This is a genomic window from Belliella aquatica (assembly GCF_014637795.1).
In the GTDB taxonomy this organism is placed as follows: Bacteria; Bacteroidota; Bacteroidia; order Cytophagales; family Cyclobacteriaceae; genus Belliella; species Belliella aquatica.
This window is the reverse complement of record NZ_BMFD01000002.1, coordinates 302,473-318,818: the sequence shown is the minus strand read 5'-3', so window position 1 is coordinate 318,818 and position 16,346 is coordinate 302,473. Positions and strand designations below refer to the sequence as shown.

General features: G+C 39.0%; 10 protein-coding genes. 9 read left to right on the top strand and 1 reads right to left on the bottom strand.

Annotated elements, in window-relative coordinates; translation table 11 throughout:
* Positions 1-1,350 precede the first annotated feature (1,350 nt).
* The 5 genes from IEV57_RS04115 (at position 1,351) to IEV57_RS04095 (ending at position 5,430) form a co-directional block, all read left to right on the top strand.
* A complete protein-coding gene (locus IEV57_RS04115; protein ID WP_188439952.1) occupies positions 1,351-1,929 on the top strand; it encodes a hypothetical protein in 579 nt (192 codons plus the stop codon).
* Between the two features lie 48 nt (positions 1,930-1,977).
* Positions 1,978-2,913, top strand: coding sequence for a terpene synthase family protein (locus IEV57_RS04110; protein WP_188439950.1), 936 nt, complete (start codon positions 1,978-1,980; stop codon positions 2,911-2,913).
* A gap of 1,029 nt (positions 2,914-3,942) precedes the next feature.
* The gene (locus IEV57_RS04105; protein WP_188439948.1) at positions 3,943-4,110 is read left to right on the top strand and encodes a hypothetical protein; all 168 of its coding nucleotides are present in this window, start codon (positions 3,943-3,945) and stop codon (positions 4,108-4,110) included.
* A gap of 347 nt (positions 4,111-4,457) precedes the next feature.
* Positions 4,458-4,844: a hypothetical protein gene (locus IEV57_RS04100; protein ID WP_188439946.1), complete on the top strand. Its 387-nt coding sequence runs from the start codon at positions 4,458-4,460 to the stop codon at positions 4,842-4,844.
* A 205-nt stretch (positions 4,845-5,049) separates the two neighbouring features.
* Positions 5,050-5,430, top strand: coding sequence for a hypothetical protein (locus IEV57_RS04095; RefSeq protein ID WP_188439944.1), 381 nt, complete (start codon positions 5,050-5,052; stop codon positions 5,428-5,430).
* 249 nt (positions 5,431-5,679) lie between these two features.
* Here the strand turns inward: IEV57_RS04095 and IEV57_RS04090 are convergent, their stop codons facing one another.
* On the bottom strand, positions 5,680-5,862 hold the full coding sequence (locus IEV57_RS04090; protein WP_188439942.1) for a hypothetical protein: 183 nt from the start codon (positions 5,860-5,862) through the stop codon (positions 5,680-5,682).
* A 2,514-nt stretch (positions 5,863-8,376) separates the two neighbouring features.
* Between IEV57_RS04090 and IEV57_RS04085 the strand changes: the two genes are divergently transcribed.
* From IEV57_RS04085 to IEV57_RS04070, 4 genes are all read left to right on the top strand, one after another.
* A complete protein-coding gene (locus IEV57_RS04085) occupies positions 8,377-11,568 on the top strand; it encodes a TonB-dependent receptor (protein ID WP_188439940.1) in 3,192 nt (1,063 codons plus the stop codon).
* A gap of 116 nt (positions 11,569-11,684) precedes the next feature.
* On the top strand, positions 11,685-12,347 hold the full coding sequence (locus IEV57_RS04080; RefSeq protein WP_188439938.1) for a cyclic nucleotide-binding domain-containing protein: 663 nt from the start codon (positions 11,685-11,687) through the stop codon (positions 12,345-12,347).
* The gene (locus IEV57_RS04075; RefSeq protein ID WP_188439936.1) at positions 12,328-13,335 is read left to right on the top strand and encodes an alkaline phosphatase D family protein; all 1,008 of its coding nucleotides are present in this window, start codon (positions 12,328-12,330) and stop codon (positions 13,333-13,335) included. Before IEV57_RS04080 ends, IEV57_RS04075 begins: the two co-directional genes overlap by 20 nt.
* Positions 13,336-14,705: 1,370 nt before the next feature.
* Positions 14,706-15,761 carry a glycosyltransferase family 4 protein gene (locus IEV57_RS04070; RefSeq protein WP_229744218.1) on the top strand — a complete coding sequence of 352 codons (1,056 nt, stop codon included), beginning with the start codon at positions 14,706-14,708 and terminating at the stop codon, positions 15,759-15,761.
* The last annotated feature ends 585 nt before the right edge of the window (positions 15,762-16,346 follow it).

Genomic DNA, 16,346 nt, shown 5'->3' with positions numbered 1-16,346 from the left:
AAGGCAAAAAGTAAAAGAAAACAATATATTCATCTCAAAACACTTTCTCTTACTACTCAAAATCTCCCTTCTCCCTTCTAAATTCATCAAAACCCTATCTTCCCGAGAGAAAACTCTTTTTTCTAATAATTCTCAACGCTGGGTCTCCCGGTCAAGTGTGCGTACTTTTTAATCAAGTTTTCAGACTTGCCTCCCTTGTGGAGGCTTTGACCCTATCCAACTACGATGGTTCAAGTCTTCAGACTTGCCTCCCTTGTGGAGGCTTTGACCCTATCCAACTACGATGGTTCAAGTCTTCAGAACCTGCCTCCCTTGTGGAGGCTTGGACCCTATCCATTCAAGTCTCCAGACTTTAAATCCAAATACCATAGGTATGACCGACATACTAACCCAGCAATTCATTGCTGGGACAAAAGCAAAATCTCATCACCTCTAGTGCCGTAGGTACGACCGATATTGGGCCTTGTTTGAAACTCGGTAGCGATTACTTACTATTTGGAAATAAACCTACAATTCCACTCAACAATTCTGATGCGGGCCTGACGAATTTCGATTAGGCCTGCCTCACTAAAAGGGATGGCCTGCCTCCCCAAAGGGTATAGCTTGTTCACTGAAAGGGAGGAGCTCACTATGGTTCAAGTCTTCATATTGACTCCCTTTTTTTTTCATCCGTGTCCATCCGTGTTCATCTGTGGTAAAAACCCTTTCCTCCAATTCGCATAATTTGAAGCGCTCTGGCGCATAATTCAAAATGGTTTTAAAGATATAAATACCAGATTTAAACCCAAACCAGCATCTAAGCCCCTTTAGTCCTAATTCGTTCAATTCGGATAATTTGTGGTCTCCCATTTTTTATCCGTGTCCATCCGTGTTCATCTGTGGTAAAAAATCCTTTGGAGGTTCAACTCCTCATTCGCCTCAATCCCAACGTTTCAGCGCCCTAAATCAAAAAAAATCCGTGAAATCTGCGTATTTACCTCCCTTCAGGGAGGATCCGTGAAATCTGTGTGAGACTAATTCTAAAACCTGCCTACCGGAAGGTAGATCTACCATCTAAAATCTTAAATCAACAGTATTCACCCCTGGCAAAAAATCATGCATAAAACCCCTCATTCCCCCTGCCATTTGGCAGAAAAACCATACTTAATATTTAAATAATTACTAATTATTTTGCTTTTTCAAATATTTTAAATCAAAATTGGTTATAGTTTACTGTTGGAGAGTGGAATCTCTTTTTTGCTTGTGGTCTGAAATACAATTCGTTGCGCTGTACAAGTTCCTTGTGTTTCGGTAAGTATCGCATAGTCGATATGAATTATCGTTTCTAAAATTTTTAACTAAATACAGGTTATGGAGCATCTAATAAACCAAATGAAAGAAGATTTGGACAGCCTTTTGGTGATTGATCGCAAGGAGTATATCAAACTATTTCAATTTTTAAAAATCAAAAGCTACAGAAAAGGAGAGGTTTTAAAATCTCATGAAGAACTCGAAATGGTCAGCAGATACATCTTTAGCGGGGATATCGCTGAGTACGAGTACAGAGATAAGAAGCTTTATTGCAGAAAAATATTCAGCGCTCAGGAAACTGCCTGTGATTTTGAATCCTACTGGTCCGAAGAAAAATCAAATATCACGCTCAAAGCATTTACAGATGTTCAAGTAGGAGAGCTCCACAAAGCAGACGAGTTTAACGTCATAGAATATATCCCTGTTTTCGCCAAACTCGCACTCAAAATCAACCATAGAATGACCAAAATTGATCAACAATGGAAAAGACTGCACTACATGGAAAAGAAAGATGCCTACAACTCCCTTCAAAAAATCTGTCGGGTTTTTGGCCTCCTTCAGGTATTGGAGATTTCTGCAATCTTAAATATCCCAGAAAGATCAGTTTTTAGAATCAGAAAAGAACTGTCACAAGAATAATTCACATGGATCTAGCCGAGGTTTTAACTACTCTAAATTAATTTCATTATGGAACTTTTATACCCCTTCGAAAGCATGATCAATCCCCTTTCTGACGAAATGGATCAATTGACTACAACCTGGGCAGTGCATTTGGGTCTGCTTAATTCTAGAAAACAAGTAAATACGATTAAGCAGATGAAAATCGACACTTTTGCATCCTGTCTATATCCTCATGCAAGTAAAAAGTTCCTCCTGCCTGTCACGAAAATCTATCTAATCCTTTTCCTACTAGATGACCTCACCGACAATAGACGCCAAGCAGAACAAAACGAAATAAAAGATATACACCAAAGTTTTATAAATATTTTGTATGACAAGGCCTCAAAAGTTGAAAGCCCTTTTTCAATTGCTTTTTTGGATTTTACAAATCAATGGAAAAAACTCGTCAATAATGAAGAGCACACGGAATTTATGAATCGCTTTAAGGAATACATTGAATTTCAACAATGGGAATTAGAGATAAACAACTCAATGGAAATTCCACCAATTCAAGAATATTGTTTCAAAAGACCCTATGCATCAGGAGCCCATCTAGCAATCTATTTCATGAAAATTCTAATCAATTTCCTCTTACAGACTAAGGAAATGGATATTTGTCAATTACACTACTTGGAAAGTAAAGCAACCACATTAATCTGTCTAGCCAATGACATTGGATCTTTTTACAAAGAACTCAATGAAGATTCAATTCATAACTTCTTAATAATTTTAATGAAAGAACACCAGTTTTCAATAGACGAATTAATGGAGATAGCAAAACAAAAACACACCAAGCTACTCCATCAATTCATGCAACTATGTTCGATAAACAAAGACAAACCTAACCTTTCAAAATATATAAAAGCACTAAAGCACATGATAGCAGGAAGCCACTATTGGTCTACTTCCGAAACCATAAGATACCACAACAACCTAAACGGAAACATCATCGAAAAACAATAAAAACCTCTTTCGAAACACCAGCCATGCAACATCAATCCTAAACCTGTCTACCTTCTAAAACCTGCCTAATGATAGGTAGGTCTAAAATCTAAAATCTACAATCTAAAATATTCAACCAATCCACTCAATTATCAAAACGTCAAACAAAGTTTTTTCCTCACAAATAGGTTCAAAAGCATGTTTAAGAAGAGATGCGTCATATATCCCAAAGATATCCAAAGGATAACAGATAGATCAGAGAGGTATTCCCAGGACCTGCTTACCAAAATGCGTATTTATTACAAAAAAGAATCCCATCAATTCGTCACCATCAAAGAATTCTCCCAATTCTCCGGCATCCCCCTAGAAGACATCGACCCCTACATCTAGAAATCAAAAGAGCCCCAATTCTAGATTGCATCTACACTTTTTTATCTTTTTCCTTCACCATTTCCTCTTTTTCATCCCTCATCCTTCCTCCTTCATCCTTTAAAACCCTTTTCCCTTTTCCCTTTTCCCTTTAACCTTTTTCCTCCTTCCTCCTTTAAAACCCTTTTTCTTCATCTCAGCTTCAGGCTTCCCAAAGGACGGCCCTAATTGAAGTTATTTTCCCAACCCTACATATTGGAATAAACCGTCACCTATACTCAAACCGTCTGATGCGGGTGGGCTGAATTTCGACCGGGCAGGCGGTGGCCTTTTGCGGGTTGAAGAGCCTGTCCCGCAGTATTGCGGGAATTCGAAATTCTTGACTTTTTGGTTACTTTTCTCAAAAAGTCCGCTGAGGCGGATGTGTCAATGCCTGTCCCGAAGAACCCACTGGTTCAAGTCTCATGACTTGGACCAACCACATCGCAGTTTTCAAACTGCCCTTACAAAGTCTCCAGACTTTCTTGCAATGCCGTAGGCCTGCCTACCGAAGGAAGGCATGTCCAACATATTAACCCAGCAGTCCCCACTGGTTCAAGTCTCATGACTTGGACCTGTCACATTGCAGTTTTCAAACTGCCCTCTCAAAGTCTCCAGACTTAAAATATCAATGCCATCGGCATGACCGACATACTAACCCAGCAGTTCACTGCTGGGATAAAAGTAGAATTTCCTGACTCCAGTGCCGTAGGTACGACCGATATTACCATTCGAAAGACTTTCCAAAGTCCGGCAATTAAAAGAAACCGTGCGCCAGACTATCAAATACCTCAATCAAGGAAAATTTGAAAAAGTTGAATCATACCTAAAAGAACTTAGTTCAAAAGGACTCATCATCAATACCCAATTCTTTTAATTACCTATATTTACAAAAACCTCAATTTAATCCGTAAAAATACCCTGTTCATGGTATTTTTTTGTTTAAGATCTTTTAGGTAGGTTTAGTAATTAGGAGATATCCTCTATTATGATGGAAATCTTCTCAAATGGAATGCTTTCTACTATATTGGAAAGCAAAATGTTGGCGGTAATTTGAAATAATGAAAGGAAGTGACAATATAACAACCAAACTCAAAAAGACTCTTTCCAAAAAATCTTTTGAACTATTTGAATGCTTAACGTTCGAATTGAATGATTTGGATGAACAGGAAATAGAAATTGGGTTTCTGGAAAATACTGATTACGTCAAATTCGCCTCAAATTCAACGGATAAAGACAGAATTCCGTTCTATTTGGAAATATTTGAGGGATTTTGTGATTTCTTTATAGATAATGATAAGGAAGTTTTTATCCAGTATAATTTCAAATCAACCCAAGAATTTAAAGCATACATAAAAGAATTTCTTACTTCACCTATAAATCATATAAAAAGCGAAACAGAATTAGGTGAAATATGGGAGGAAACTTATATTTTGATTTCTCAAAAACCCAAAACGCTAACCGGACGAAAAAGGATGCTTGCATTGTTTAAGCCAAAACTTATAATTTCAGAAAAAACATTCAACCCTTGGATAAGAAGTTGAAACTACTGCCAACATCACCTTGGATACAGCGGGCAGTACCGAGTAAATATTAAAATCAGTATCTTCAAGAAGCTAGGAGTAAGTTTGAAGATTACGGCTCCGAATGCCCGCTTGGCGTCAGACAGGCCCGCCGTCTCCAAGCTGAATCCCGTTACAAAATGAATAATTAAGTATCAATCTAGATAAATAAAACAACAAATAGACAATGTTTCAAGAACCTAAAAAATATACAGACAACGACCATTTCTTTTTTGAAGCAGTTAAGGACTTAAGAAAAGTTTGCAACGCCCCTAAAGATAAAGACGGTGTTTTTAAAGTTTTGGAACTACGAAACGGAGAAATAAATTTAGTCTATATCGGTTTCTCAAATTCAGGTGGACTTTACAATGAAATAGTAAATGGAATTCACTTCGACAAAAATCCAAGAAAAATTGCTTGGACTGATCAATTAATAAAAGACAAAACAGACGCTCTTGACATTTATTGGTATGTAACAGATGGCAATATCGACCAAATGAAAGAACAAGTTGAAATGCTAAAAAACTTTTTTGACCATACCGGAGAATTACCGAAATGGAACAAGTAGAAGAAAAACGAACTCTTAACTTATAAGATCAAGTCTTCAGACCTGCCTCCCTTTTGGGAGGCTTGGACCTACCACATCGCAGTTTTTAAACTGCCCCTCAAAGTCTCTAGACTTTAAATCTAATGGCATCGGCATGACCGACCTCTTAACCCGGTATTTCAATGCTGGGCCCACTCTGGTGCAAGTCTTCAGACCTATCTCCCTTTTGGGAGACTTGGACCCCACTGGTTCAAGTCTCATGACTTGGACCTACCACATCGCAGTTTCAAACTGCCCCTCAAGGTCTTCAGACTTTCCTCCAATGCCGTAGGCCTGCCTACCGAAGGAAGGCATGTCCAACATATTAACCCAGCAGTTCACTGCTGGAATAAAAGTAAAATCTCCTGACTCCAATGCCATCGGCATGACCGACATATTAACCCAGCAATTCATTGCTGGGACAAAAGCAAAATCTCATCTCCTCTAGTGCCGTAAGTACGACCGATATTGTGCCATGATGCAACTCTGCTGCTTTGGTTATAATCCAAGTTTTTACCTCAATTTTTGATTGATTTCTTCAATTTCTGCATATTAAAATAATACAATTATATATATAATAATCATATTTAATTCCAAAAATACCCCATTTTCCCCCGTCTTCCTCCCGTCCGTGTTCCGACCGTGTCCCGTATGCCTCCCGACCATTCGCCGACTTTTGGCGAAAAACCAAGAAAATATATAATTTTTACAAGATTGTACTTTTCTAAGTCAAAAAAATTGGAATCAGTGCAATTTGTTCTTCATGACATGAAATATTTTTTTTTAAAAGCAAAAGTAGCTTAAACTAAGTGTTTCATGTGATATCAATAAAGAACACCGAAAGGTGTTCAAATCCGCAAGGGTATTTACCCCGTGTGGAACTCGGGGGGTAACTAAACTTAAATTTTCCTAAAATTACCGACCCTGAAAGGCGTCGAATTTCTTACTTTCAAACAGAGAGAAAAAGTAAGAGAAAAAAATATATATCGCTTCAACACTTTCTCTCAATACTCAAAATCAACCCTTTTTCCTTTCTAAATTTACCTTTTCCCTATCGTCCCGAGAAATACCTCTTCTCCCTAATATATCCACCGCCGGGACTCCCGGTCAGGTGTGCGCATTTCTTTTCCCCGCATTGCGGCGCATAGCGAGAGAAAGTGACCATATCGGTTTTTCAGCGCCTGATACGAGGCTATTAATGGTTCAGCCCTTTCAGGGCTGATTTCCTTGACTTGATTATCCTCTAAATGCATCTACACTTCCACATCTTTCCCTCCCTTCGACATTTTTAATTCTCCCGAAAGCTTTCGGGATCGATATTCATCATTTTTAACCTTTTAACCTCTTTAACCTTTCACTTTTTTCCTTTCTCCCTTTTTTTCATTTCCTCCTTCATCCTTTCTTTATCCTCTGAGGAACTCTGTGCCTCCTCCGTGCTCCTCTGCGTAATTAAAGATTTTTGATCTTCTTTTTACCTCAACCCCTAATGTTTCCTCCATCTAGCCTGCCCCGCAGAAATCAAGAGGTGGATGGCTTTTTGTGCTAATCGCAGCGCTTCAGCTCCATAATTTATAAATCCCTCTAAATCCAATTTCCGATCATCAAATCCAATCAATCTTTTATATCCCTAAAATATAAATTCGTTCAATTCGTAAAATCCGTGGTCACCCTTTTTCCTTTTTTTCATCCTTCCTCCCTCTGCCTTCATCCTTTAAATTCCTCTTTCATCCTTCCAAACCACTTTCCCCTTTTCCCTTTTTTTCATTTCCTCCTTCATCCTCTGTGTAATTAAAGATTTTTGATCTTCTTTTTACCTCAACCCCTAATGTTTCCTCCAGCTAGCCTGCCCCGCAGAAATCAAGAGGTGGATGGCTTTTTGTGCTAATCGCAGCGCTTCAGCTCCATAATTTTTAAATCCCTCTAAATCCAATTTCCGATCATCAAATCCAATCAATCTTTTATATCCCTAAAATATAAATTCGTTCAATTCGTAAAATCCGTGGTCACCCTTTTTCCTTTTTTTCATCCTTCCTCCCTCTGCCTTCATCCTTTAAATTCCTCTTTCATCCTTCCAAACCCCTTTCTGCTTTTCCCTTTCTCTTTTCTCCTTTCCTCTTCATCCTTCCTCCTTCATACTTTCTTTCCCCTTTCCCATATTCCTGTTAATCCCAGCGCTTCAGCGCCCTTAATCCAAAAAGCCAGTAAATAAAGTTTTCGATATTCAAACCAAGATCATCCCACCAAATCCTAATTCGTTCAATTTGGATAATTCGTGGTCCCCTTTTTTTTATCTGTGTCCATCCGTGTTCATCTGTGGTAAAAAATAAAAAAATCTGCGCATTTACCTCCCTTCGGGGAGGATCTGCGTGAGACTCAATCTACATTCTAAAATCTACAATCTAAAATTCTACCCGCGTTCATCTGTGGTAAAAAATCCTTTGGAGGTTCATCTCCTCATTCGTGTCAATCCCAGCGCTTCAGCGCCCTTAATCCAAAAAGCCAGTAAATAAAGTTTTCAACATTCAAACCAAGATCACCCCACCAAAACCCCAATTCGTATAATTCGATAAATTCGTGGTCCCTATTTTTTTATCCGTGTTAACCCGTGTTCATCCGTGGTAAAAAATAAAAAAATCCGCGTATTCACCTCCCTTCAGGGAGGATCTGCGTGAGACTCAATCTACATTCTAAAATCTACAATCTAAAATTCTACCCGTGTTCATCTGTGGTATATAATCCAAAATAATCCGCGTATTCACCTCCCTTCAGGGAGGATCTGTGAGAGACTCAATCTACAATCTTCCTAAAAAATCATCACCTAATATTAACCCTAAATGAACTTACTTTTAACATGACTTAATATGTTAAAAATTAACATTTTTCTCAGCAGATCAAATTCAGTTTTGTAAAACGAAAAACACTAATCTTATGTATTCTAACATTACAAAACAATTCCAAAAAGTGCTGGGAATCTTTGTTTTAACATGGATCTCTCTATCAGTAGGTAACGTACCATCTGCTTTGGCACAAGCTACAAATGCCACAATAAGTGGCTTAGTCCTAGACGATAACAAAGAACCACTTATCGGCGCAAGTATCCTCGTGAGAAACGAATCTACAGGCTTCGAGGCAGGAACAATCACAGGAGTAGATGGTAGATTTCAGTTTCAGCAGCTCCCTTTAGGAAAGCCTTACTCGATAACGGTTAGCTTTATCGGCTTCGATACGCAAAAACGTACAGGATACCAGCTGAACCAAGGTGATCGAGTGAATATTGACCTGATCATGGAATATGGGAGCAATGACCTAGCAGAAGTTGTCGTATCAGCAGATAACTTCAAAAATCAAATGGATAAACTTGGTGCAGTAACTGCCATCAATTCAAATCAAATCAAAAATCTACCTACAGAAGGAAGGAATTTCACCAACCTGACAGCGCTTTCTCCGCTACAAGGTGGTGGTGGATTAAACCTAGGAGGACAACGAAGAACATCCACCAATGTTACCTTGGATGGTGTAAATGCAAGAAACCAATTGACAGCAGGTGAGATCGGAAGAGGTCCATATACTGTTTCGATTGAAGCAATCAGAGAATTTGAAGTAGCCACCAATTCCTACGATGTCACACAAGGAAGACAAGCCGGTGGTGCCCTCAATGCGGTTACAAAATCTGGTACCAATACCTTGGAAGGCTCTGCTTTTGTTTACCATAGAAATGATAACCTCGCTAGTCCAAACGATATCCGAGGAAACAACAGAGATGTAGTATTCAACAATACCCAGTGGGGCTTCAGTTTAGGGGGCCCAATCATCAAAGATAAAGTTCACTTCTTCACCGTTTTTGATAGACAAGATGCCGGGGAACCAGTTTTCATTGGAGACATTAGAAATGAAGACGATGAAAGAAGACTTAGAATCAGAAAAGATACGCTAGATAAATTTGTAGACGTTGCAAGAAGACTTTACGGCGTAGGGCCTGAACAGCAGGTGGGTGAGTTTTCTAGGAAAACTGTCGCGAATACCTTCTTCGCAAGAATAGATTGGCAAATCAACAAAAGAAATAAACTGACAATCAGAAACAATTACACGGATTGGTCAAATCCTTTTTCAATCAATGACAATACTTCAATCAATCTTGCTGAAGTACTAGGGGATTTTACTTCTAAAGAAAACAGCTTGTTGGTCTCTTTGAGATCTATCGCCAATGCCAATACAACCAACGAACTCAAAGTTCAATTCCAACATGCAGAAAGGGCATTCTCTGTAAATAGACAATTGCCCGCAACCAATATGCCTAGAGCGATTGTAAGGGTGGTGTCTCCTTTTCCAACAGCAAACAACCCCAACGCAATCCAAACTACAAATTTACAAATAGGAGGTCAGCGGTTTTCACCTGAAACAAACCTTGAACAGCAAGTTCACATCGTCAATACCACCTACATGCAAAGAGGAAAGTTCAACTTTACCTTTGGTACGGACAACATGGTTACTTACTTGGAAACACTCTTAAGTAATGAACAAAACGGGAGATTCTTCTACAATAGCCTCCAGGATTTCGAAAATAATAATCCGTTCAGATATGCAAGGGAAGTTCCGCTTCAAGGGCTTCCAATCGTCAAGCAAACTGTTGTTGACCTCTCTGCTTTTGCTCAAATGGAAGTAAATCCACACAAGGATGTGAACTTGGTAGCGGGGATCAGGTATGATGCAACAATGTTTATGGATGAAGCTGCATTTAACCCTGCTGTTGCCAGTGAATTGGGTATCAGAACAGATAATAAACCTGCTGATTTTGGAAATATCCAGCCTAGAGTTCAACTTACTTGGGATATCAAAGGAAAAAATACCGATATCATAAAGTTTGGAACAGGGATTTTCGCCGCACAACCACATTACTATGCACAAGTGAATAACATTCAAAACTCTGGTGCGATGCTCGCAGCAATTGATGTACAGGGTGCCTTGGTTCCTGAAGCGGATTTTATTGGCTACAGAAATGGTGTAGAAGCACCAGGCATACCAGAAGGTGCTGAATTCATCTCTACAATCAACAGCGTTTCTGATGATTTCAGAGTACCGAATACCTTCAAAGCAAACCTGAATTACAACAAGCTTTTAGGAGATAGATACAGAATAGGAGCGAATATCATTTATTCCTATACTTTCAATAACTATGTTTATTTAGAAAGAAATTTGGTTGATGATCCATATTTCAGATTGACGAATGAAGCCGATAGGGGTGTGTTTGTACCAGCAAATACCATTGGGGCAAATGGTCAGACAAATTGGTTGAATTCAAGGAAATCAGAAAATGTGGGGAGAGTCTTAGAACTGAACTCTGTAGGTGCAGGATATCAATATGCCTTGATCTTAGACGGGAGTGTTAGACTTGGAAAAGACGGTTACTTTACAGCATCGTACACTTACAATCAGGCTTTTGACAACACCTCTTACAATTGCTGTGTAGCAAATACTTCCACATTCCTTCCAGTTGTAGATGATTCAAGAAATCTAAATTGGGCCTATTCTGACAATCAGTTCAAGCATAAAATTGTCTTGAATGGTGCTACACCAACTTGGAAAGGCTTTATGATGGGAGCAACTTTAATCGGGGTAAGCGGATCTAGATATTCTTTCTTAGTGTCTAATGGGTCACTTCAAGGGGATTTCCCACTCAACAATGCCCTTGCCTTTGTATTTGATCCGAATAACCCAAACACGCCTGAAAACATCAGAGATGGATACAATGCGATTCTCAATGATCCGAATACTTCTGAAAGTACCAAAAAGTACTTGAGGGATAGTTTTGGAAAGGTCGCTGAAAGAAATGGCGGAGAAAACCCCATGTTTTATAACCTAGATTTGAGATTATTAAAACAAATCAAAATTGCGGGAACTCAAAGACTCGAAATATCAGGTGATGTCTTCAATTTCATGAATATGCTGAGCAAAGATTGGGGAGTAAATAATAACCTCAGTAGCTCTAGAAACCTTCAGAGTATTCGTGGATTCAATCAAGATACACAACAATACATCTACAATGTAGAGCAAGGGGTCGGCGTATTGCCTGTCAATGGGACGCCTTGGAGAATTCAACTAGGCTTAAGGTACTCTTTTTAGGATTATTCCAATGTTTAAATTGAAATATCTCTGTTAAGAACGATTTAAGTTTTGATTAAGATTTGGGAGGTGTAGTGCTTTTGTGCCTACACTTCCTGAATTTTATAAAAAAAAACATGGATATCCTTACCTACTTTAAGCAACAACTTGATAAAGAGGAGTCTGAAAAACTGATCAGGGAACTGTATATCAGAAAAGGGGAGTATATTTATATGCCGCCAAATAAACCCACAGAGATGTTTCAGATTATTTCTGGAGTAGTCAAGATTGGAACTTATACCGATGAAGGGGAGGAGGTTTGTTATGATATCCTTTACAATAAAGAGGTCTTTGGAAACCTAAGATATTTGAATGGGCAGTTCTTCGAATTTGCCAAGGCTTTAACAGATTGTAAAATTACCTGCTATGAATTGTCCTTTTATAAAAAGATGATCGTTCATGACCCTATTGTTTCCGATTGGTTCAACCAATCAATCATCAAAAGATGGTGTAAAATGGAGACGAGACTTTTCAAAATATGTACACAATCTCCACTAGACAGAATAAAAGCCCTGTTCCAAGAGTTTGAGGGAACCATCATTGATCCAAGATCAAGAAAATTCAAAGTGATAGATCTTCTTCATATCGTTGATATTGCACAAATGACAGGGATATCCAGGCAAACAGTTTCTAAATTATTAAAATCAGCTGAAATTAATTCAGATCAAAAATTGCTGAATCTTTCAGCGTCAAAATCATACATCAGAAAAATCAAAAACAATGACCACATCAAAATATAAAGGAATTACATTCCTGCTGCTTTTATTGCTTAATTTTCAACAAAATGTAGAAGCACAGCAGATTACTAAAATAGCCTTTGGCTCTTGCAACAAACACGATCTTCCACAACCACTATGGAATCCCATTCAGGAAGATAAACCTGAGGTATTTATTTGGTTAGGGGATAATGTCTATGGAGATACCCACAATATGGAATTGCTTGAATCCAAATACAACACTCAGAAAGCAATACCAGCCTATCAAAAACTAAAAGAAAACACGCAAGTAATCGGAGTTTGGGATGACCATGATTATGGAATCAATGACGGTGGAAAATTTTATTCCCAGAGAGTAAAATCCATGCAACTGATGCTAGACTTTTTGGATGAACCAAAAGATAGCCCGAGAAGGAAGCAACAAGGAGTTTATGCATCTTATGAATATGGAACAGGGGAGGAGTCAGTCAAAGTTTTCCTTCTTGACGCAAGATACAACAGAGACACCCTCTACCGAGAAGAAGGAGTATATCTTACAAATCTGGAAGGATCAATGTTAGGAGAAGAACAATGGGCTTGGTTGGAAAGTGAATTGAAAAACAGCAAAGCAAAAGTGAACATCATCTCATCTGGAATTCAGTTTATCCCAACCGAACACCCGTATGAAAAATGGGACAATTTTCCGAAAGAAAGGGAGAGACTATTTGACCTAATCCATACCTCAGGTGTAAAAAATCCAGTGTTGATCAGTGGTGACAGACACATAGCAGAAGTCTCAAGACTAAAAGACAAAAGATTTCCAAATGGTCTCTATGAAATTACCTCAAGTGGAATGACACATGTTTGGAAAACATACAAAGAAGAATACAACCCATACCGAGTAGGAGGCTTGATAGCATCATTACACTATGGCATGGCTAATTTTGAATGGAACAAAAACCAAATGACATACCAAATAAAAGGAGACAAAGGCCAAGTATACTTAGAACAAGTAATTAACCTACTAGATTAAAAGCACCCCCCCCAAAAAAAATTCAAATCTCTCCCCTAGTTCAAGTTTCTCCTGGTTCAAGTCTCCTGAACCTGCCTCCCTTTTCGGGAGGCTTGGACCTTTTAATTTCAAGTCTTCACATTTACCTCCCTTTTCGGGAGGCTTGGACCCTAAACCCCACTGGTTCAAGTCTTCAGACTTGGACATACCACATTGCAGTTTTCAAACTGCCCCCCAAAGTCTTCAGACTTGGACATACCACATTGCAGTTTTCAAACTGCCCCCCAAAGTCTCCAGACTTTTAATCCAATGCCATCGGCATGACCTCTTGGTTCAAGTCTTCACATTTACCTCCCTTTTCGGGAGGCTTGGACCCTTTTAGTTAAAGTCTTCAGACTTGCCTTCCGTTAAGGAGGCTTGAACCCTAAACTATCCCAGTTTTTCAACTGCACCTCAAAGTCTCCATACTTTAAATTCCATTTCGTTTAATTCGATTAACTTTTACCAGCATTAGGCAGGCGTGCTCCCCCTTTTTTTTCATCCGTGTCCATCCGCGTTCATCTGTGGTAAATCCATAAGAAAAATCCGCGTATTCACCTCCCTTCAGGGAGGATCTGTGTGAGACTCTTTTTCATCTGTGTCCATCCGTGTTCATCTGTGGTAAAAACCCTTTCCTCCAATTCGCATAATTTGAAGCGCTCTGGCGCATAATTCAAAATGATTTTAAAGATATAAATACCAGATTTAAACCCAAATCAGCATCTAAACCCCTTTAGTCCTAATTCGTTCAATTCGATTAATTCGTGGTCCCTCTTTTTTTTATCCGTGTCCATCCGTGTTCATCTGTGGTAAAAAATCCATTGGAGGTTCATCTCCTCATTCGCCTCAATCCCAACGCTTCAGCGCCCTTAATCCAAAAAAAAATCCATGCATTTACCTCCCTTCAGGGAGGATCTGCGTGCCTGTCTCCCTTTAGGGAGGCGACCCTTTTTCATTTGTGTCCATCCGTGTTCATCTGTGGTAAAAACCCATTCCTCCAATTCGCATAATTTGAAGCGCTCTGGCGCATAATTCAAACTAGTTTAAAAGATATAAATACCAGATTTAAACCCAAACCAGCATCTAAGCCCCTTTAGTCCTAATTCGTTCAATTCGGATAATTTGTGGTCCCTTTTTTTATCTGTGTCCATCCGTGTTCATCTGCGGTAAAAAATAAAAAAATCTGTGAAATCCGCGTATTCACCTCCCTTCAGGGAGGATCTGTGTGCGACTCAATCTACAATCTACAATCTAAAATTCACCCCGCGTTCATCCGTGCTAAAAATAAAAACCCGCCTAATCCACACAATCTACAAACACATTTTTTTAACTTGCCCAAAAATAAACCACCCTTGAAAATACTTTTCCTCCCTAAGTACCCTCGAATGGGAGCCTCAAGCAGGCTGAGAACTTTTCAGTACATACCACTTTGGGAAAATGAAGGCCATCAAGTCAAGATATCTCCTTTTTTTAATGAAACATACCTCAAGCAACTTTATGCTCAACAAAAACCAAGCATTATCAATGTCCTTTTTTGTTACTTCGGTAGACTGTTGACACTACTTACCGCTTCAAAATATAACTTGATTGTAATCGAGAAAGAACTCTTCCCGTTCCTGCCATCTTGGGGCGAGTACCTGCTCAACAAATGGAGTAGGGGATACGTGGTGGATTATGATGATGCAGTATTCCACAACTATGACAGGCATAGTAATTCTGTAGTGAGAAAAGCGATGGGCGATAAAATTGATAAGGTCATATCTTATGCAAAGGTCGTTTTCGTAGGGAACCAATATCTAGCCGATAGAGCAAAGGCAGCAGGAGCGAAGCAAATTGTTTACCTTCCAACGGTTATAGATCCATATAGATATCACCAAATTACGAATACACAAAAAAATACTCCTGTTATCGGATGGATAGGTAGCCCTACAACGATGAAGTACTTGAATACCATTCTCCCTGTCTTAGAGAAACTATTTATCATTCACCCATTTAAGTTATTGATCATCAATGGAGGTGATTCAAAATTAAACTACAAAGGAGAGTTCGAAGTATTTCCTTGGTCAGAAGATACAGAGGTAGCAGCTATCAACAAGATGGATATCGGAATCATGCCTCTTGAAGATTCACCATGGGAGAGAGGGAAATGTGCTTACAAACTCATTCAATACATGGCTTGTAGTCTTCCAGTTGTAGCTTCTCCTGTAGGCATGAACAAAGAGGTCGTTATCCACGGTGAAAATGGCTTCTTAGCCAGCACCGAACAAGAGTGGATAGATTCCCTAGCAAAGCTCCTGACCAATCCCCATCTCCGCCAATCCTTCGGCCAAGCAGGACACCATCTCGTTCAGCAAAAATATACCCTAGAAAAGAATTTCGAAATCTTAAAAAAAGTATTGGCTTCTTAAACAGTTAACCTTTTAATCAATTAAACAATTAACATCTTAATTCATTTAAACCCTTATTAAACTTAATCAACCAATGAACCTTTTAACCCCTTTAACCTTTTCTCTCGAATCTTTTTTCTTTCCCCCAATCTCAGATTGCATCTACACGTCCATATCCACCAGTTCGACATTTTAAATTGGACATTCTCCCAATTTATATCGGGATTATGATTTTTTAAGCCTTTTTTCATCTGTGTCCATCCGCGTTCATCTGTGGTAAATCAATAAAAAAAATCTGTGCATTTACCTCCCTTCAGGGAGGATCTGTGTGAGACTCAATCTAAAATCTACAATCTTAAATTCTACCCGTGTTCATTTGTGGTAAAAACCCTTTCCCATATTCCTGTCAATCCCCAGCGCTTCAGCGCCTTTAATCAAAAGCCTTAATTGTTCAATCCGTAGTCCTAAAATCAGTGTAAAAGAAATTCGACCCCTACAGGCCTGCCTGTTGCAGACAGGGTCGCAAATATTGGAATGGAATTTACTCTTCAACCCCCGGTTCCACCGGGGGCTATTCAAAAGTTGAAGCCCTTCAGGCTTCTCTCA